This is a genomic window from Amycolatopsis sp. NPDC047767, assembly GCF_040704195.1.
Classification (GTDB): Bacteria; Actinomycetota; Actinomycetes; order Mycobacteriales; family Pseudonocardiaceae; genus Amycolatopsis.
Window position 1 is genome coordinate 22,683 of sequence record NZ_JBEYSJ010000006.1, and the last position, 17,036, is coordinate 39,718.

Here is a 17,036-nt window from a genome sequence, read left to right on the forward strand (position 1 = left end):
TTGCTCTCGGCGGGGGTCACTGCATGAAGGAGCCGCCGGTCAGGTGCAGGCACTCGCCGGTGACGAAGCCGTTGCCGGGATCGGCGAGGAACGCGACGGCACGCGCCACGTCCTCGGGCGTGCCCGCGCGCCCGATCGGGATCTGCTCGATCCGCGTGCGCTTCGCCTCACCGAGCGGCAGGCCCTCCTTGGCGGCGATCTGCGCGTCGAAGCCGTCCCACAGGTCGGTGTCCACAATGGCCGGTGCCACGCTGTTGACGCGGATGCGCCGCGAGGCCAGCCGCGCGGCGAACGTCATGGTCAGGCTCAGCACCGCCGCCTTCGAGGCCGCGTAGTGCGCCGAGGGCACGTACGGCCCGCGAGCGGTGGACGAGCTGACGTTGACGATCGCGCCGCCCTCACCCATGGCCGCGCTCGCGGCCTGGAGTCCGAACAGGACACCCCGGGCGTTCACCGTCATGATCGCGTCCCACTGTTGTTCGGTGATCTCCAGCGGGTCGGACAGCTCGGTGTAGCCGGCGTTGTTCACGAACGTGGTCAGCGGCAAGGAGAACTCCGCGCGGCCGGCCTCGATGGCGCGCTCGACGTCGGCGCGCACCCGCACGTCGGTGGCCACGCCGAGCGCCCGGTGCCCGCGTTCGGCCAGGTCCTTGGCCGCGGTTTCGGCGGCGGCCCCGTCCAGGTCGGCCAGCACGACCGGCTGCCCGCCCTCGGCGAGCACGGCCGCGACCGCCCGGCCGATCCCGCCGGCGCCGCCGGTGACGACGGCGAACCCGGCGCTCACTTCGCGGCCCCGGTGGGCAGGCCCTTGATCACGTCGGCGATCACGGCGCGCTCCTCGGCGGCGATCGGCAGCAGCGGCGGGCGCACGTGGGCCTCGTCGATCCGGCCGAGCATCGCGACCGCGACCTTCATCCGGTTGTGCTGGTCGAGCACCGGCTCGGCGTAGAACACCTCGGTGAGCGGGTGGATCCGTTCCACCACCTCGCGCGCGGCCTTGAGGTCACCGGCCTCGACATGGCGCAGCAGCTCCACCTGCAGGTCGGCGATCATCGAACCGTGCCCGCTGAGGATGCCGTCGCCGCCCAGCGCGAGCGAGGGCAGCAGCGCGCGGCTGAAGCTGGTCAGCATCGACACCCGCCGCGGCAACGCGCGAACGGCCCGCAGGTTGGCCTCGTACGCCAGGATGTCGACGCTCCAGTCCTTGATCCCCGTGATGTTCGGGACCCGCTCGCACAGCTCGGTGATCAGGGCGGCGTCCAAAGTGGTCGACGCGCCGGCGGCGTCGATGAAGAGCACCATCGGCAGCTCGACGGCCGCGCCGATCGCCGCGTAGTGCGCCACCGCGACCTCGCGGCGGTGGCGCATGCCGAGACCGAACACGCTGGACGGGAACACCAGCAGCCCGTCGGCGCCACCCTCCTGCGCCATCCGCGCCGTGTCGACGGCCCGGGCGGTGTCCGCGTCGGCGACGCCGCACAGGATGTCGACCCGGTCACCGACCTCGTCCACCGCGATCCGCAGGCTTTCCTCCTGTTCGGCCGGAGTCAGGCTGGAGACCTCGGCGGCGTGGCCGTTGATCGCGATGCCCGTGACCCCGTCGGTGTCCGCCAGGTCGCGCAGGTGCCTGCGGTAGTTGACCTCGTCGATCTCGAGGCCGGCGGTGAAGGGCATGAGCGACGCCGGGATGACGCCCGTGAACACCTTGTACATCTTCAGGTTCCCTTTCAGAGGATCGGGGCTGCTTCGCCCGTGGTCTTGCGCTGGTAGACGGACTTCGGCATGGCCAGCACACCCAGCAGGCCCAGCCCGGTGAGCACGACCAGGTAGGTCGCGATGTACCACGGCCGGCCGTCGCCGAGGGTGAGGAGCCCGACCGACACCAGCGGCGCGGTGCCACCGACGACGGCGGCGGGGATCTCGCGGCAGACGGTGATGCCCGACCAGCGGTACTCGGTCCGCAGTGCCCGCGTGACGATCACGCTCGACGCCGCCGAAGGCAGGCCCTGGCTCACCATCAGGCCGCAGATCACCACGATCGTCGTCAGCACCGGCGAGCCGGAGTTCATGCCGAAGAACACGGGGAACGCGAACACCGCACCGCCGGCACAGCCCCACAGCATCAGTTTCTTCGGTCCGAACCGGTCTACCAGTATTCCGCTGAACACCATGCCCGGCATCAGGACGACGTACCCGATCACCAGGCAGGTCAGCGCGACCTCCTTGGGCAGTTTCACCGTGGAGGTCAGGTAGGTCAGGCCGAAGGTCTGGATCGTGTACGACCACGGGATGATGAAGCAGTAGATCGCGGCCATGCACAGCAGTTCGCGCGGCTTCTCGCGGATCACGTTGCCCAGCGGCAGGCGCTTGATCACCTTGCGCTGCACGGCGCTCTGGAACGCGGCGGTCTCCTCGACCTTCGTCCGCACGTACACCGCGACCAGCACCACGACGATCGTGGCCAGGAACGGGATCCGCCACGCCCAGCCCTGGAGGACGTCGTCGGGCAGCAGGCCCAGCAACGCGAACGTGACCGTCGCGATCGTGGTGCCCGCGTAGTTCGCGGCGGAGGCGAACCCGCTGGAGAACCCGCGTTTGGACTCCGGTGAGCTCTCGTTCAGCATCGTGACGGCGCCGGCGAACTCGGCCCCGACACCCAGCCCCTGAAGCACTCGCATCAGGACCAGGAGCCAGGCACCCAGCGCTCCTGCTTGCGCGGCCGTGGGCAACACGCCGATCAACGTGGTCGACAGGCCCATCACCAGCACGGTGGTCAGCATGATCGGCTTGCGACCGACGCGGTCGCCGTAGTGCGCGAACAGCAGACCGCCCAGTGGCCGCACGGCCAGGCCGATGGCGAACGTGCCGAACGAGGCCAGTACCGAGCCGATCGGACCCGCGCCGGGGAAGAACTCGGGGCCGAAGATCAGCGACGAGGCGACGGCGTAGAGCGTGAAGTCGTACCACTCGATCACGGTGCCCGAAACGCTGGCGATGATCACGCGGCGGTGCTGCCGGCGGGAGAGCCGCGGGGTGGCGGCGCCGTCGGCCTTGAGAGCCGGGTCGGCGGGCTCAGTCTCTGTCATGGGTCGTTTCTCGCTTCCTTGCGATGGAACGCCGGGTGGGGCCGGGGACGGGGTGGGGGCGAGCGGCGGCGGAGGTCAGCCGCGAGGGGGTCGAGGGGTGCCGCGTTGGGGCGCCGTGCTCCGGTCGGTGGGACGCGGCCCGAATCGGGGTGCGGGTGGCGCGCGGCCACGGGAACCGGCAGCCGGGCGCGGACGCCCCAGGCCGGTTCGTGTCGTTGTCGCTGGTCAAACCCGGTCTCCTGATCGTCGCCGCCGGCGAGGCAGCTGCGTCGTCGGCCGTGGTGGCCGGGCTCGTGGCCCGGCTCGGTACATCCTGTCGGCATGTCGACAGTCCGTCAAGCAACAGTTTTCCGCTAGACTGCTACCGGCCGCCCGCGATCACACGTGGTGCCGGTCCGAACGGGGAGAGTGGCGTGTCCATCAACATCACGAGCAAGCCGATCAGGACCACGCTGCGCGAGTCGACCGTCGACCTGCTGCGCACGGCGATCTTCGGCGGGGACATTCCCGCGGGAACCCACCTGGCCGAGGTCAGCCTCAGCGCTTCGCTGGGGGTGAGCCGGGCAACGCTTCGCGAGGCGCTGCGGCAGCTCCAGCAGGAGGGGCTCGCCGTGCAGGACTCACGCGGCCGGGTGTCCGTGCGCGAGGTGTCACCCCAGGAGGTCGAAGACCTCTTCGAAGTCCGCCTCGGCCTGGAGACGATCGCCGCGCGGCGGCTGTGCGAGCGGCCCGACCGGTCGTCGGTCGTCACCGAGCTGACCGACCGCCTGGAGCGGCTCCGCCGGCCGGAGTCCCTCGCCGCGGACCTCGACGCCGACCTGGAGTTCCACGGCACCATGTGCCGGCTGTCCGGCAACCAGCTGCTGCTGCAGTCGTGGGAGGGCATCAGCAGCCTGGCGCGCATCACGATGCTCGCGGCGGGCCCGGACTCGGCCCGCGCCAACATGGCCTACGACCGCCACGCGCCCATCGTCGACCTCATCGCCCGCGGCGACTCCGCCGCGTGCAGCGAGTTCCTGGCCGACCACATGGCTTCCGCGCGGGACCGGCTCATCCGGAGCATCTCGACGTCGGCAGTGGACGAAGCCGAGGTTCGTTCGTAGCAAGGGAAACCACGACACGCAAAACGGCGCCGCCGGGTTCGCCCCGGCGGCGCCGTTTTCCGTGTCGGTCAGCTGTGCGAGATCGTCAGCCCGTAGAAGGCGACGCGAGCGCCCTTCGTCGTGCTGCTCGACGAGGACTGGTTGTACGAGCCGGCCTTGAAGTACTGCTTGTACGCCTTGAACGACGACGGGATGCTGTAGTGCGTCGTGCTGCCGTTCACCGTGAGGTCGATGGTGTTGCCGCCGGAGATCCCGATCGTGTAGGTCCAGGTCTTGCCCACCGCGACGTGGCCGACGGTGTGCAGGGTCTGGCCGCCGTCGGGCGAGTTCTCCGTGCCCAGCACGATGTCGCCGCTGGAGCGGTAGTACAGCTCCAGCAACGGTTTCGTCGACGAGCCGCCGGTGCCGAGGTGGACCTGGCCGACGCACACGTTCGACGTCACCGACACCACGCGCAGCGTCGCGTTGAGCTTGTGCGAGCCGCTCAGCGACCAGTTGGCAGCCGAACCGTCGCGGTTCATCTCCCGAAGCTCGGATCGGGCGTAGTTCGAATTGGGGGTGGTGACGCCCTTTTCCGGCGCCCAGAACGTCATCGCGCCGTCGCGCGTGTCGGTGTAGAAATAGCTGTCCTGGAACCCGTTGGGCCCTTGCAGCCGGGACGACGAGATGGTGGTCGGCGAGCCCGGTGAGCCGACCGGCTCCTGCAGCTGCCAGGTCGACAGGTCGAAGTTGCCGCCAGGAGCCACGGACGGGCTGCCCAGCACGGACTGTACGGTGGCCGGCGCTGCCTCCGCGGACAACGCGGTTGCAGCCACGAAAGCGGGAATCGCCAGCACGACGAGCGCGGCGCGCATGCGCATCGCAGTTTCCTTTCGCACGGTGGGGACCTCTGTGCCATTTATTCAGATATGTGAATTAATGTTGCGGAAACCCGGCGGCGAAAGGAAACGTTAAGGTTGTGATCGCATCAAGTCAAGGATTGACATGATGCCCGACGCACCTCGGCGGTCCGTCCCCGCAAGGCGACGGACCGCCGGGTCCCGATTACCGGAACACGCTAAAAGGCCTTGCCCGCGTCACGCGCGGCGATCAGGGCCGCGTCGCGGTCCTGGGCCGGGGTGCCCGTGAAGATGGTCGACTGGAAGCGGATCTCGGTGACGTCCGTGACGCCGATGAAACGCAGCCAGTCCTTCACGTAGGTGGAGTGGAAGTCGGCGCCGAACTGGATCGGGACACCTTCGGAGTAGACGCCGCTGGTGTAGATCGTCGCGGCCTTCTTGCCGTGGACCAGACCCGAGTAACCGGCGGCCGGATCGAAACCGAAGACCATGCCGGGCTGGGTGATGATGTCCACCCACTGCTTGAAGACGTACGGCACGCCCGAGTTCCACATGGGAATGCTGAAGACGTAGGCGTCGGCCGAGGTGAACTCGTCGGCGAGCGCCTGCGCCTGCGCCCACACCTGCGCCTGCTCGCCTTCGGGTGCCCCGCCGGCGAACACGGCGAGCTTGGCGCTCGCGCCGGCCGGTCCGAACTGCGGCAGCGAGCCGTCCCAGAGGTCCAGCGTCTTCACGACCGTGCCGGGGTGGGCGTCCTGGTACGACTCCAGGAACGCCGCGGCCAGCGCACCCGAGTCCGACGCGGCACCTCGCGGACTGGCCGAGATGTGCAGAACGGTTGTCATGACAAGCCTTCCTGATGTGTTTGCCCACCGGTCCGGGGCGACGGCTGTAACCGGTAAAAGAGCAGATCAACAGTTACAGCGGGCCCGGTAGCCTGTCAACGAAGGCGGAACGGACGGACAGGAAAGGAGGGCCGATGGAGCCGGAATTGCCCCTGCTCGGGTTGAGCGACCATCCGGCCCTCGCGTTCCTCAACACCGCCGCCACCGCCGAAAGCGCCGAGCTGATCCCCGACGGCGCGGGTTTCGTGCGGTGGCTCGAACTCACCGGCCTGATCGACGAACAGGACCGGGCCGCGGTGCTCGACCACTTCTCCGCCGACGAGCTCGACGCCGCGGCCCTCGAAGCCGTCGCCCTGCGCGAGCGGCTGCGCCCGGTGGTCCGGGCCTGGGCGGACGGCGACCCCACGGCACCCGACGAGCCGTTCCTGGCCGCGTTGAACGCCGTCTTCGCCACCAGCGGCCACAACCGCCAGGTCGTCGGCTCCGGCGCCGACCTCGACCTGGAGGACCGGTGGACGTGGACCACCCCGCAGTCGCTCCTCGCGCCCGCCGCGGAAGCCGCCGCCGACCTCTTCGTCCACGGCGATCGCTCCCTGGTCCGCAACTGCGAAGGCCCGGAGTGCCCCCTGTGGTTCTACGACCGCACCAAAGCCCACCGCCGCCGCTGGTGCTCCATGGCGACGTGCGGGAACCGGGCCAAAGTGCGTGACTTCCGGGCTCGGGCCACGAAGGACGTCCAGTAGGCGCGGATCACCGACGGGCGAACGGGTTTTCAGCGTTCCACCGGAGTGATGCGGGTGTTACGCAGGTGTTCGTAGACGATCGACGTGCGGACGTCGGCCACTTCGGGGCGCGCGGTGAGCTTGTCGATGACAAAGGCGTACAGGCTGGCGTTGTCGGGGACCGCGACGTGGAGGATGAAGTCCTCGGTGCCGGTGGTGACGTAGAGGCCGAGGATGTCGGGCAGCGTGGTGACCCAGTTGCGGAAGCCTTCGATGACGCGGCGCGACGGCGGGCGCACGCGGACCGCGACGAGGGCCTGCACCGAGCGGCCGATGGCGGGCAGGTTCACGTCGAGGGTCGCGCCCTGGATGATGCCGCGCTGGCGCAGCGCGCGGGTGCGGTCGAGGGCGGTGGTGGGCGAGACGCCGACGGCGGCGGCGACGTCGCGGTTGGTCTTCCGGACGTCTGACTGCAGTTCCCGCAGGATCGCCTTATCAAGTTCGTCCACGTCCGCCTCCAAGGGGCCCAGTCCGATACTTGTACGGATCGTAGGCGATTCCGCTGGTTGTTCGTCTAGCTTGCTGGAGAAACAGCAGTACGAACAGCCAGGGAGGTCCGGCTTTGACCGAGGAAAGTTCGCCGATCGGGTTCACTCCGGACGAGGTCGCGACCGTGTCGACGCGGGCGGCTCGCCTGAAGTGGGTGGTCGTGGTCGACGGAAGTCTGCCGCCGGGGCGCGCGGTGAACGCGGCGATCTGCGCGGCCGCGGCGACCGCGCCGAACATCACGGGGCTGCTCGGCGAAGACGCCGTGGATGCCGACGGGCAGGCCCATCCCGGGCTGCCGTGGACGGGGTGCTCGGTGCTGGCCGCCGACGGGCCGACGCTGCGCACCATCCGTGCCAAGGCCGCGGCGTCGCCCGGGTGCTTCGTGGCGGACATGCCGGCGGTCGCGCAGCACACGCTGCTGTACGCGGATTACCTCGCCGGTGTGAAGGAAAGCACCGGCGAGGAGCTCGGCTACTACGCGGTGAGCATCGTCGGCCCGCGCAACCGCGTGGCCAAGATCGTCGGGAAGCTGCCGTTGCTCCCGTGACCCGCTAGCGCAGGGCAGCCGAGGCGTAGTCCCACAGGCGGTCCGCCGCGACGGGGTCCAGGGCCCACCGCGCGACGCCTGCCATCGAGTCGACGCCGGCGGCCGCGAGGTGCGCGCCGCCGTCGATGGTGGGTGCTTCCTGGTTGTCCTCGAAGTAGCGGCCGGCCACGCCGTTGAGCAGCGGCGACGCGGCGAGCAGGGTGGGCGTGGCGGCGCCCTGCTCGGGGGTTTTGAAGTACGCCGGGGTGATGGCGTTGCCGTCGTCGTCGAGAGCGCCGAGCTGGCGCAGGGCGTCCGGCGCGAGGTGGCGCATGAGGTTCGTGCGGATGACGCCCGGCGCGCACGCGTTGGCGTAGATGCCTTCGCCGCCCCAGCGGCGGCTGATCCCGACGGCGAGCAGCACACTCGCGGTCTTCGACTGGCCGTAGGCGACGAGCGGGTCGTAGGGCCGGTGCTCGAAGTGCGGGTCGGCGAAGGAGAAGTCCGTCAGCAGGTGCGCGCCCGAGCTGAGGACGACGACGCGGGCTCCGCCGCCGGCGCGCAACGCGTCCCACAGGCCGGTGACGAGCGCGAAGTGGCCCAGGAAGTTGATGCCCAGGTGCATTTCCCAGCCCTCGGCGGTGACCTCGCGCTCGGGCAGCGCCATCACGCCGGCGTTGGCGACCAGCGCGTCGACCGGCCCTTGCCACTGCGCGCAGAAGGCCCGCACCGAACCGAGGTCGGCGAGGTCGAGCGCCGCGACGTCGACGCGGGGGAACTCCTCGACGAGCTGCTTGGCGTGAGCCGGCGTGCGGGTGGCGATGGTGACGTGCGCGCCGGCCGCCGCGAGCGCGCGGACGGTCTCGGCGCCGAGTCCGGAAGCCCCTCCGGTGACGATCACGCGACGGCCGGTGAGGTCCACTCCGGCGAGGACCTCGGCGGCCGTGGCTCGCGCGCCGAACGGGGTGGTGATGGTGGCCATGGGGTCCTTCGCGGTACAGGTCCAGTGTGGACGGTGAGTGAAGCGGACCGGCGGGTCAGGACGCGCCGGGCGTGTAGTGACCCGGCACCATGCGGGTCGACACGCCGAAGCGGTTGAACGCGTTGATCGTCGTGATCGCCGCGATGAGGTGGGCGAGCTCGGTCTCGTCGAACTGCTGCGCCGCCTTCGCGTAGACCTCGTCGGGCACGAAGCCTTCGGTGAGCACGGTGACGGCCTCGGTCAGCTCGATCGCCGCGATCTCGCGCGCGGTGTAGAAGTGCTTCGACTCGGCCCACGCGGCCAGCTGCAGAATGCGTTCGGCCGACTCGCCGGCCGCCAGCGCGTCCTTGCTGTGCATGTCGAGGCAGAACGCGCAGTGGTTCAGCTGCGACGCGCGGATCTTGACCAGGTTCACCAGGCTCTCGTCGAGGTGCTTCTTCGCCGCGGTGTCCAGGCGCAGCATCGCCTTGAACACGTCGGGGGCGAGCTTCATCCAATCCAGGCGCGGGGTGTGCTCGGGCAGGCGTTCAGTCGTCATGGGATCCACGCTAAGCGCCGGTGCCCGCGCGCAAGTGGTCCAATTCCGGCCGCCGATCGTGGGCCAATCGCGGGTGGCGCAGTGCACAGTGGACAGCCCCGGAAACGTCCCTACAGTGGGAAGAACCGACTCCCCGGAGGATCCCCGTCATGACCGCACCGTCCTGGAAGGACACCGGACCGTGGCTCGTCGCGCTGGACATCGACGGCACCCTGATCCGCGAGGACGGTTCCCTCAGCGACGCCGTGGTCACCGAGGTCCGCCGGCTCGACGCCGCCGGGCACCACGTGGTGCTCACCACCGGCCGCTCCGCCGTGAGCACCGTCCCCGTCCTCGACCGCCTGGGCATCACGCCGCGGTTCCTGGTCTGCTCCAACGGCGCCGTCACCCTGCGCGAGTCCGGATCCGGCTTCCGGCGCCACCACGTGGAGTCGTTCGACCCGGCCGAGTCGCTGCTCGCCATCCGCACACACCTGCCGAGCGCCCGCTTCGCCGTCGAGGACGAGGTGGGCCGCTACCGCTGCACCGAACCGTTCCCCGACGGCACGACCGGCCTCGACGACGCGCAGGCCGCGGTGCCGTTCGAAGCGCTGCTGACCACGAAGGCAACCCGTGTCGTCGCGTTCGCGCCGGGGCACGACATGGCCGATTTTCTCGCCCTGGTCTCGAAAATGCGGTTGCGGAACGTGAGCTTCGCCCTCGCCTGCACCCCGTGGCTCGACCTCGCCGCCGAGGGCGTGAACAAGGCCGCGGCGGCCGAACGCGTCCGCGCCGAGCTCGCGGTCCCCCGGCACCGCGTGCTCGCCGTCGGCGACGGCCACAACGACATCGAGCTCCTCGCGTGGGCCGCCGAACGCGGGCGCGGGGTCGCGATGGGACAGTCCCCCGCCGAGCTGATCGCCGCCGCGGGCGAGCTCACCGGCACCGTGCTCGAAGACGGCCTCGCGCAGGTGCTCGCCACGCTATGACCGCGGCAGCACCGAGCACAACGCCGCCAACGCCCCCGACCACGCGCTGTCCGACGGCGTCGCGTACCCGACGACCAGCCCGTCGCGCCCGCTGTCGGCCTGCACCGACGGATGCGCGAAGTCGCCCAGCCCGTCGAGCGCCAGCCCCACCCGCGCACCCGCGGTGATCACCGAACGCTCGGTGCCCGGCGGAAGGTCGAGCACCGCGTGCAACCCCGCCGCGATCCCGGAAACGCGGATTCCCGGCGCGTGCTCGGCGACGGCCGCCACCAGCTGGTCGCGCCGGCGGCGGTAGCGCAGCCGCATCGCGCGGACGTGCCGGTCGTAGTCGCCGGAGGTGAGGAACTCGGCGAGCGTCAGCTGGTCGAACGAGCCCGGCGCCCAGTCGACGTGACCCTTCGCGGCGATCACCTCGGGCGTCACCGAGCGCGGCAGCACGAGCCACCCGAGCCGCAGCCCCGGCGCCAGCGACTTGCTCGCCGTGCCGAAGTAGCAGACGCGCTCGGGATCGAGGCCCTGCAACGCACCGACGGGCTGGCGGTCGTACCGGAACTCCCCGTCGTAGTCGTCTTCGAGCACCAGCCCGCCCGTCGACCGAGCCCAGTCGACCGCGGCCGCGCGCCGGTCCGGACGCAGCGCGCCGCCGGTCGGGTACTGGTGCGCGGGGGTGAGCAGGACCGCGCCGGCGTCGAGCGAACGCAGCCCCTCCGTGCACGTGCCGTCCTCGTCCAGCGGCAACGCCGGGGTTTCCAGGCCGGTTTCGGTGAGCAGGTCGTAGTACTGCGGCACGCCATAGGTCTCGACGGCGACCGTGCCGACCCCGCGCGCCCGCAGCACTCTGCCGATCAGCCGCAGCCCGTGCACGAATCCCGCGCAGATCACGATCCGTTCGGGCGACGCGTAAACGCCGCGGGCGCGCGCCAGATAGTCGGCCAGTGCCGTGCGGAGTTCGACGCGGCCGCGCGGGTCGCCGTAACCCAGGGCTTCGTGGGGCGCGGCCATGATCGCGCGCCGGGACGCCGCGAGCCACTGCGCGCGCGGGAAACTCGCCAGGTCCGGGTTGCCGGGCAGCAGGCTGAACCGCGTGTCCGACGTGCGGATCGGCGTCGGACGACGGAGCGCGACGCGGTCGGAGCCGGGCGTCGGTGTCCGGCGGGGCTCCGCCCGGCGGGCGACACGCGTGCCGGAACCCTGCCGCGCGGTGAGCCAGCCTTCGGCCACGAGCTCGGCGTACGCGTCGGCCACGGTGTTGCGCGCGATCGACAGGTCGGCGGCCAGCGTGCGTGACGAAGGCAGCTGCGCGCCGGGCAGCAACCGGCCCGAGCGCACGGCTTCGCGCAACGCGTCCATCAGCGACGTCCGCAGGCCGTGGCGGCCGCGAAGGTCCAGGTGGTCGAGGTGCAGATCGGCGCCGAGGCCCTCGGCAGAGCGCCTGCCCTCGGGTGAAGTGGCCCGTGTTCCCGCCATGGAAATGGACCATACACCTGGCCCAATCGCACCCTAGCGTGGGTTTTGAGCCCAGCGCGCGGGCCACCAATCTGGTTGCTATTTACTACCACTATGGCCCGAAACCCCTTAGGAACGCCATGACCTCCGTCGACGTCCGGAAAACCCCCGGACCACCACGCCCCGGCATCAGCACCGGGTTCGCCGTCCTGCTCGCCGTCGTCTGCGGCATCGCGGTGGCGAACATCTACTACGCCCAGCCACTGCTGGAGGACATCGGCCGCGACCTCGGCGTCGGCGCGGCCGGGCTCGGCTTCGTGACGACCGTGACCCAGGTCGGTTACTTCGCCGGCCTGATCCTGCTGGTGCCACTGGGTGATCTGCTCAACCGCCGCGTGCTGATCCCCGTCGGTTCGGTGATCGCGGCGCTGGCGCTGCTCGGCGTGGCCGTGGCTCCGAACTCGGTGGTGTTCTTCATCGCCAGCGGCGTCGTCGGCCTCGCGACGGTGGTGCAGCAGGTGATCATCGCCTACTCCGCCGTGCTGGCCAGCCCCGAATCGCGCGGCCGCGTGCTCGGCATCGTGACCAGCGGCGTCGTGATCGGCATCCTGCTCGCGCGGACCGTGGCCGGCCTGCTCGCCGACGCGTTAGGCTGGCGCTCGGTGTTCGTCGTGTCGGCGGTGCTGATGCTCGGCGTCGCGGTCGTGCTCGGCCTGCGGCTGCCGCCGGAGCTGCCGGACCGGCCGTCGGTCTCGTACCGCAAGCTGATCACGTCGATCGTCACGCTGACCGTGCGCGAGCGCGTGTTCCGCGTGCGGAGCCTGATCACGCTGTTCATGTTCGCCGGCTTCGGTGCGCTGTGGGGCTCGATGGCGCTGCCGCTTTCGGCCGAGCCGTGGAACTTGTCGACGTCGGCGGTCGGGCTGTTCGGCCTCGTCGGCGCCGCGGGCGCGTTCGGTGCCGCCCGCGCCGGCTCCCTGGCCGACCGCGGCCGGGCACAGTGGGTCACCGGCATCACGCTCGTGCTGTTCGCGGTGTCCTGGCTGCCGATCGCGTGGCTGCCGAAGTCGCTGATCCCCCTTGTCGTCGGGATCATCGTGATCGACTTCGCCGGCCAGGCCATCCACGTGACCAACCAGCACCTCATCGTGGGCCTCGACCCGAACGCGAGCAGCCGCCTCATCGGCAGCAACATGGCCTACTACTCCGTGGGTTTCGGCGGCGGCGCCGTCGCGGCGACCACGGTGTACAGCGCGTGGGGCTGGACCGCGGTCTGCGTCCTCGGCGCCGGGTTCAGCCTGGTGGCCCTGCTGGTGTGGGGCGCCGACCGGCTGTCGGCGGCCCGCCTTGCTCCGGCAGTGGCGTAAGTGCCCGATTGGCCCACAGTTCTACGGTAGAAATGGACCACGGGCCCGTGCCAAATGACACGTAGCGTGGTTGATGCCAGACAATTCGCAGAACCAGGAGAGATGATGAAGATTTTCCTCGCCGGCGCTTCCGGTGTGCTCGGACAGCGGCTGATCCCGCGGCTGGTCGAGGCCGGGCACCAGGTCGGCGCGATGACGCGGTCGGCCGCCAAGATGGAATCGTTGATCGACCTCGGCGCCGTCGCGATCCTGTGCGACGTGTTCGACCGCGACGCGCTCGTGCAGGCCGTCCGCGACTTCAAGCCGGACGTGGTACTCAACGAGCTGACCGACTTGCCCGACGACTTCGCGAAGATCGCCGACCACACCGAGCGCAACGCCCGCATCCGCACCGAGGGCAACCGCAACCTGATTGCGGCCGCGCGCGCGGCCGGCACGCCGAAGATCCTCGCGCAGAGCGTGGCGTGGCAGCTGCCCGACGGCCCCGACGCCGTCGCGGTGAAGGACCTCGAGCAGTCGGTGCTGGCCGAAGGCGGTGTGGTGCTGAGCTACGGCCAGTTCTACGGCCCCGGCACCTACAACGAGGGTGCACTGCCCGCCGAGCCTCGCGTGAGCCTCGACCGCGCGGCCGAGCTCACGGTCGAAGCGCTCGACGCGCCGACGGGTGTCGTGAAGATCGTCGACTGACTCGGGAAATCGATCCGAGAACGCGCCGGCCGGGTCAGCCCGGCCGGCGCGTTGTCAGGCGAACGTCGAGTCCGACCCGTTCTCCTGCGCGTACGCGATCAACGCCCGCGGCGCGCGTTCGATGTGGGCCACCAGGAGCTCCACGGCCGGCTCGGCGTCGCGGTTCAGCGCGAAGTCCTTGAGGCGGCGGTGTTCGCCGGCGACGTCACGCTGGTGGTCGTCGGTGAGCGCCGAGTACCAACGGCGGTAGAGCTCGGCGCTGTCACGCAACGACGTGGCGATCGCCTCGAGCCGCGGGCTGCCGCTGCCGGCCAGCAACGCGCGGTGGAAGTCGCGGTGGGCCAGCGTCCAGCTTTCGTTGTAGGAACCGTCTTCGAGGGTCACCGGCGTGCGGTCGAGCGCGTGGTGCGTGCCGAGCACCGACGTCTCCCAGCCGATGTCGCCGAGTTCGAACGACTGCCGCAGCGCCAGGGACTCGATCTGCACGCGGACCTTCGTGAGGTCCGCCAGATCGCCGACGGACAGCGGGCGCACGGTGAACCCGCGCTGCGGCGTGGAAACCAGCAGTCCCTGTTCCGCCAGCCGCGTCAGCGCTTCGCGCACCACGGACATGCTCACGCCGAAGCGCGTGCTCAGCTCCTGGGACTTCATGCGCTGCGCCGGCTCGAAGCGGCCGCCGAGGAGGTCGGCCCGCAGCGTCTCGAAGACTTCCCCGGTCCGGCTCGCAGCAGGTTTCGTCACCACTCGGACAGTCCAGTTCGGAATCGATATTCCACGGCCACAACGGAAGTCCGCGTCAGTCGGCGACCAGGTCGTTGCGCAGCCGGCCGATGCCCTCGATCTCACTGACCAGCGTGGTACCGGGGACCAAGTAGCGCTTGGGGTCCCGGCCCATCCCGACGCCGGCCGGCGTTCCCGTGAAGATCACGTCACCCGGCAGCAGCGGCAGGACCGACGACAGGTACGAAACCAGCGCCGGCACCGAGAAGATGAGGTCGCCGGTGCGGCCGTCCTGCAGCACCTCGTCACCGACGGAGCAGCTCAGCGCGAGGTCGTCGCGGTCGGCCGGCTCGTCGGGTGTCACGATCGCGGGACCGAGGGGGCTGAAGCCGGGGTAGGACTTGCCGAGCGAGAACTGCGGCACCGCGCCGGCGAGCTGAACGTCGCGTTCGGACAGATCCTGCCCGATCGTGAGGCCCGCGACGTGGTCCCAGCCCTGCTCCTCGGTGACGCCCTCGGCTCGCTTGCCGATCACCACCACGAGCTCCACCTCCCAGTCGACCGACGCGCTGGGCAGCCGCACCGCGTCGTACGGGCCGGTGATGCTCGTGACGAACTTCGTGAACACCGGGGGCGCGGTCGCCGAGGCCGGCATGCCCGCTTCGGACGCGTGCGCGGCGTAGTTCAGGCCGATGGCGAAGATCTGCGCCGGGCGCAGCACCGGCGGGCCGACCTCGGCGTCGGTGAACGGCACCGCGTCCTCGAAGGACTGCCCGCGCGCCCACGCGGCGAACCCGTCCCAGTTCTCGTAGACGCCGTCGGGGTCCGGGCCGAACAACCCGTCGCTGGCCTTCTCGACGTCGAGGGCGAGGTCGCCGGAGATCAGGGCGACCCGGCCATTGATGTTTCCGTAGCGCATGGCGATTTTCCTTGTCTGCCAAGAAAGTCAGCGGGGCTGTGCGCACCGGTCACGAGCGACCCCATCGGCAGAGTAGCAAAATATCGATACTTTGCCAGTCCATCGTCGGAGCTGGTGATCCACGACACCGTCAGAAAAACCACCGGTCAGGAGTGCGGGTGGTCGTGGCCGGTCGGACGCAGCGCGAGCGCCTCGGCGCGCGAGGCGACCTCGCCGCCGGGGACCGCACCGGTGTCGACGAGGACGTCTTCCAGCGCGGCGAGCCAGTGGTGGTAGTAGCTCCAGTCGCCGGCCCGGTCCGCTTCCCACGCACCGATGCGCGCGATGAGCGCCGCCTGGAAGCGCGGCCACTCGAACGCGCCGGCTTCGTACAGCGACACCGCCAGCCCGAACGCGCGGCTCTCCCACGGGGCCGCGAACAGCAGCTCGCCGTTGGCCCGCGGCGGCGCGGCAACGCCGTCGACGCTCAACGGCGCGCTCACAGGGCCGCCACTTTGGCCACGCCGACCATCGCGTCGCGCGTGACGAGCTCGACGAGTTCTTCCTCGGTCAGGTTCTCCGTGCCGGCCGGGCGTTCCGGCAGCACCAGCCAGCGCACCTCACTGCTGGAGTCCCGGACGGTGATGCGCACGTCCGCGTCGAGCTCCAATCCCATCTCCGACAGCACCTTCCGCGGCTCGCGGACCACCCGCGCACGGTAGGCCGGGTCCTTGTACCAGCTCGGCGGCAAGCCCAGCAGCGGCCACGGGTAGCAGGAGCACAGCGTGCACACGACGACGTTGTGGTCCTTCGCGGAGTTCTCGACCACCACGATGTGCCCGCCCTGCGGCCCGCCGAACCCGAGTTCCTTCGTGGCGGCCGTGCCGTCGGCCAGAAGGCGTTCGCGGTACGCCGGATCGGTCCACGCCTTCGCGACGACTTTGGCTCCGTTGAGCGGACCGATGTTCGTCTCGTACGTCGTGATGAGCCGGTCGACCACAGCCGGGTCGATCAGGCCGCGTTCGACGAGCAGTTGTTCGAGCGCCTCCGTGCGCAGCGCGGCCGACGGCCGTCCGGCGGTTTCTTCAGCAGTCACGCGATTTTCTCCAGGTACGAGGCGAACAGGTCCACGGTGACGTCGAAGGGCTCACTGTCCGCGCCCCAGAGCTCGCGCGAAGCGAAGCGCACCGTGTAGACGTACTGCGGGTTCTCCGCGACGAAGTGGGCATTGGTGTCGGGCAGCACCGAAGCCGGCTGCACGACCTCGACGACGCCGACGTGCCCGCGCACGTACCCGGCCAGCCGCGTGTGCCCGGGCGGCGCCGTCGTTTTCGTGCGGACGCGGTCACCTGCCGCCAACTCCGGCGGAACATCGAGGACCCGCAGGGAACCCTCGGCCGTCGGCGCATAGCCGGGCTTGTGCGGCACGGGAAGCGTGGGCTCTTCGACGTGGTCACCGGCCAGGTTGCGAGCCCGGGCGTCGACGGCTCCGGGCGCGAGCAGCGCGCTGTCGAGCAGCACGAGCTCGCCGGCGTTGAGCCAGCGGCCCCAGTAGCCTTCGCCGAGGTAGGCGTCGCGGTCCTGGCGTTCGAGGCCGTGGCGGAAGGCGTCGAGGTTGGCGTCGGCCGCGCGCCAGGCCAGCGCGCCCAGCGCGAAAGCCCGGGCGTTCCAGCGTTCGGGGAACACCGGCTCGTCGCGCCGCGGCGGAGGCACGGGGCCCCAGCCCTCGGTGCCGCCGAGGTCGGCGATCCCGTCCAAGA

20 protein-coding genes are annotated in these 17,036 nt (G+C 70.5%); 6 read left to right on the forward strand and 14 right to left on the reverse strand.

From position 1 onward, the window contains the following. Positions 1-16: 16 nt before the first annotated feature. The 3 genes from AB0878_RS12970 to AB0878_RS12980 are packed head-to-tail and all read right to left on the reverse strand — an operon-like array spanning position 17 to position 3,086. Positions 17-784, reverse strand: a complete 768-nt coding sequence (locus AB0878_RS12970) for an SDR family oxidoreductase (RefSeq protein WP_366579401.1) — start codon at positions 782-784, stop codon at positions 17-19. Then, positions 781-1,713 carry a dihydrodipicolinate synthase family protein gene (locus AB0878_RS12975; protein WP_366579403.1) on the reverse strand — a complete coding sequence of 311 codons (933 nt, stop codon included), beginning with the start codon at positions 1,711-1,713 and terminating at the stop codon, positions 781-783. The genes AB0878_RS12970 and AB0878_RS12975 overlap by 4 nt, the downstream gene beginning before the upstream one ends. Before the next feature lie 14 nt (positions 1,714-1,727). Beyond that, a complete protein-coding gene (locus AB0878_RS12980; RefSeq protein ID WP_366579405.1) occupies positions 1,728-3,086 on the reverse strand; it encodes an MFS transporter in 1,359 nt (452 codons plus the stop codon). Between the two features lie 413 nt (positions 3,087-3,499). Here AB0878_RS12980 and AB0878_RS12985 point away from each other — a divergent pair, with 413 nt between their 5' ends. Next, the gene (locus AB0878_RS12985) at positions 3,500-4,189 is read left to right on the forward strand and encodes a GntR family transcriptional regulator (RefSeq protein ID WP_366579406.1); all 690 of its coding nucleotides are present in this window, start codon (positions 3,500-3,502) and stop codon (positions 4,187-4,189) included. Between the two features lie 68 nt (positions 4,190-4,257). On the opposite strand, the gene AB0878_RS12990 is transcribed toward AB0878_RS12985, so the two are convergent. Continuing rightward, complete coding sequence (locus tag AB0878_RS12990) at positions 4,258-5,067, reverse strand: polysaccharide lyase family 7 protein (RefSeq protein ID WP_366579408.1); 810 nt, start codon at positions 5,065-5,067, stop codon at positions 4,258-4,260. Positions 5,068-5,246: 179 nt separating this feature from the next. Next, positions 5,247-5,873, reverse strand: coding sequence for an NAD(P)H-dependent oxidoreductase (locus AB0878_RS12995; RefSeq protein ID WP_366579410.1), 627 nt, complete (start codon positions 5,871-5,873; stop codon positions 5,247-5,249). 134 nt (positions 5,874-6,007) lie between these two features. Here AB0878_RS12995 and AB0878_RS13000 point away from each other — a divergent pair, with 134 nt between their 5' ends. Beyond that, entirely contained in the window at positions 6,008-6,616 is a 609-nt protein-coding gene (locus AB0878_RS13000; protein ID WP_366579412.1) for a CGNR zinc finger domain-containing protein, read from the forward strand. 29 nt (positions 6,617-6,645) lie between these two features. Here the strand turns inward: AB0878_RS13000 and AB0878_RS13005 are convergent, their stop codons facing one another. After that, the gene (locus AB0878_RS13005) at positions 6,646-7,104 is read right to left on the reverse strand and encodes an Lrp/AsnC family transcriptional regulator (protein ID WP_255638415.1); all 459 of its coding nucleotides are present in this window, start codon (positions 7,102-7,104) and stop codon (positions 6,646-6,648) included. A 113-nt stretch (positions 7,105-7,217) separates the two neighbouring features. On the opposite strand from AB0878_RS13005, the gene AB0878_RS13010 reads away from it, so the two are divergent. Then, positions 7,218-7,691, forward strand: coding sequence for a DUF2000 domain-containing protein (locus AB0878_RS13010; protein ID WP_366579414.1), 474 nt, complete (start codon positions 7,218-7,220; stop codon positions 7,689-7,691). 4 nt (positions 7,692-7,695) lie between these two features. On the opposite strand, the gene AB0878_RS13015 is transcribed toward AB0878_RS13010, so the two are convergent. Then, the gene (locus tag AB0878_RS13015; protein ID WP_366579416.1) at positions 7,696-8,652 is read right to left on the reverse strand and encodes an SDR family NAD(P)-dependent oxidoreductase; all 957 of its coding nucleotides are present in this window, start codon (positions 8,650-8,652) and stop codon (positions 7,696-7,698) included. Positions 8,653-8,707: 55 nt separating this feature from the next. After that, the gene (locus tag AB0878_RS13020; protein WP_366579417.1) at positions 8,708-9,190 is read right to left on the reverse strand and encodes a carboxymuconolactone decarboxylase family protein; all 483 of its coding nucleotides are present in this window, start codon (positions 9,188-9,190) and stop codon (positions 8,708-8,710) included. Positions 9,191-9,339: 149 nt separating this feature from the next. On the opposite strand from AB0878_RS13020, the gene AB0878_RS13025 reads away from it, so the two are divergent. Next, positions 9,340-10,158 (forward strand): HAD family hydrolase, encoded by an 819-nt coding sequence (locus AB0878_RS13025; RefSeq protein ID WP_366579419.1) that lies wholly within the window; start codon positions 9,340-9,342, stop codon positions 10,156-10,158. Here AB0878_RS13025 and AB0878_RS13030 read toward each other — a convergent pair. After that, positions 10,153-11,625 (reverse strand): PLP-dependent aminotransferase family protein, encoded by a 1,473-nt coding sequence (locus tag AB0878_RS13030; protein WP_366579420.1) that lies wholly within the window; start codon positions 11,623-11,625, stop codon positions 10,153-10,155. The two genes, AB0878_RS13025 and AB0878_RS13030, sit on opposite strands and share 6 nt — an antisense overlap. Before the next feature lie 119 nt (positions 11,626-11,744). Here AB0878_RS13030 and AB0878_RS13035 point away from each other — a divergent pair, with 119 nt between their 5' ends. Both AB0878_RS13035 and AB0878_RS13040 read left to right on the forward strand, forming a co-directional pair. Continuing rightward, entirely contained in the window at positions 11,745-12,971 is a 1,227-nt protein-coding gene (locus AB0878_RS13035; RefSeq protein WP_366579422.1) for an MFS transporter, read from the forward strand. Positions 12,972-13,076: 105 nt separating this feature from the next. Continuing rightward, positions 13,077-13,658, forward strand: coding sequence for an NAD(P)H-binding protein (locus AB0878_RS13040; RefSeq protein ID WP_366579424.1), 582 nt, complete (start codon positions 13,077-13,079; stop codon positions 13,656-13,658). 54 nt (positions 13,659-13,712) lie between these two features. Here the strand turns inward: AB0878_RS13040 and AB0878_RS13045 are convergent, their stop codons facing one another. The 5 genes from AB0878_RS13045 to nthB all read right to left on the reverse strand — a co-directional run bounded on the left by AB0878_RS13045 (position 13,713) and on the right by nthB (position 17,034). Then, positions 13,713-14,399, reverse strand: coding sequence for a GntR family transcriptional regulator (locus AB0878_RS13045; RefSeq protein WP_366579426.1), 687 nt, complete (start codon positions 14,397-14,399; stop codon positions 13,713-13,715). 55 nt (positions 14,400-14,454) lie between these two features. Further along, the gene (locus AB0878_RS13050) at positions 14,455-15,297 is read right to left on the reverse strand and encodes a fumarylacetoacetate hydrolase family protein (RefSeq protein WP_366579428.1); all 843 of its coding nucleotides are present in this window, start codon (positions 15,295-15,297) and stop codon (positions 14,455-14,457) included. Positions 15,298-15,443: 146 nt separating this feature from the next. Next, positions 15,444-15,779, reverse strand: a complete 336-nt coding sequence (locus tag AB0878_RS13055) for a nitrile hydratase accessory protein (protein WP_366579430.1) — start codon at positions 15,777-15,779, stop codon at positions 15,444-15,446. Continuing rightward, entirely contained in the window at positions 15,776-16,372 is a 597-nt protein-coding gene (gene nthA / locus AB0878_RS13060; RefSeq protein WP_366579432.1) for a nitrile hydratase subunit alpha, read from the reverse strand. Before nthA ends, AB0878_RS13055 begins: the two co-directional genes overlap by 4 nt. Continuing rightward, positions 16,369-17,034: a nitrile hydratase subunit beta gene (nthB, locus tag AB0878_RS13065; RefSeq protein ID WP_366579434.1), complete on the reverse strand. Its 666-nt coding sequence runs from the start codon at positions 17,032-17,034 to the stop codon at positions 16,369-16,371. The genes nthA and nthB overlap by 4 nt, the downstream gene beginning before the upstream one ends. Positions 17,035-17,036 lie beyond the last annotated feature (2 nt).

Excerpts from the sequence above, each read along its gene's own strand:
- AB0878_RS13025 (WP_366579419.1), top strand. The coding sequence starts at position 9,340 with ATGACCGCACCGTCCTGGAAGGACACCGGACCGTGGCTCGTCGCGCTG.
- AB0878_RS12980 (WP_366579405.1), bottom strand. The coding sequence starts at position 3,086 with ATGACAGAGACTGAGCCCGCCGACCCGGCTCTCAAGGCCGACGGCGCC.
- AB0878_RS13000 (WP_366579412.1), top strand. The coding sequence starts at position 6,008 with ATGGAGCCGGAATTGCCCCTGCTCGGGTTGAGCGACCATCCGGCCCTC.
- AB0878_RS12975 (WP_366579403.1), bottom strand. The coding sequence starts at position 1,713 with ATGTACAAGGTGTTCACGGGCGTCATCCCGGCGTCGCTCATGCCCTTC.
- AB0878_RS13020 (WP_366579417.1), bottom strand. The coding sequence starts at position 9,190 with ATGACGACTGAACGCCTGCCCGAGCACACCCCGCGCCTGGATTGGATG.
- AB0878_RS13040 (WP_366579424.1), top strand. The coding sequence starts at position 13,077 with ATGAAGATTTTCCTCGCCGGCGCTTCCGGTGTGCTCGGACAGCGGCTG.
- AB0878_RS13035 (WP_366579422.1), top strand. The coding sequence starts at position 11,745 with ATGACCTCCGTCGACGTCCGGAAAACCCCCGGACCACCACGCCCCGGC.
- AB0878_RS13015 (WP_366579416.1), bottom strand. The coding sequence starts at position 8,652 with ATGGCCACCATCACCACCCCGTTCGGCGCGCGAGCCACGGCCGCCGAG.
- AB0878_RS12995 (WP_366579410.1), bottom strand. The coding sequence starts at position 5,873 with ATGACAACCGTTCTGCACATCTCGGCCAGTCCGCGAGGTGCCGCGTCG.
- AB0878_RS13030 (WP_366579420.1), bottom strand. The coding sequence starts at position 11,625 with ATGGCGGGAACACGGGCCACTTCACCCGAGGGCAGGCGCTCTGCCGAG.
- AB0878_RS13050 (WP_366579428.1), bottom strand. The coding sequence starts at position 15,297 with ATGCGCTACGGAAACATCAATGGCCGGGTCGCCCTGATCTCCGGCGAC.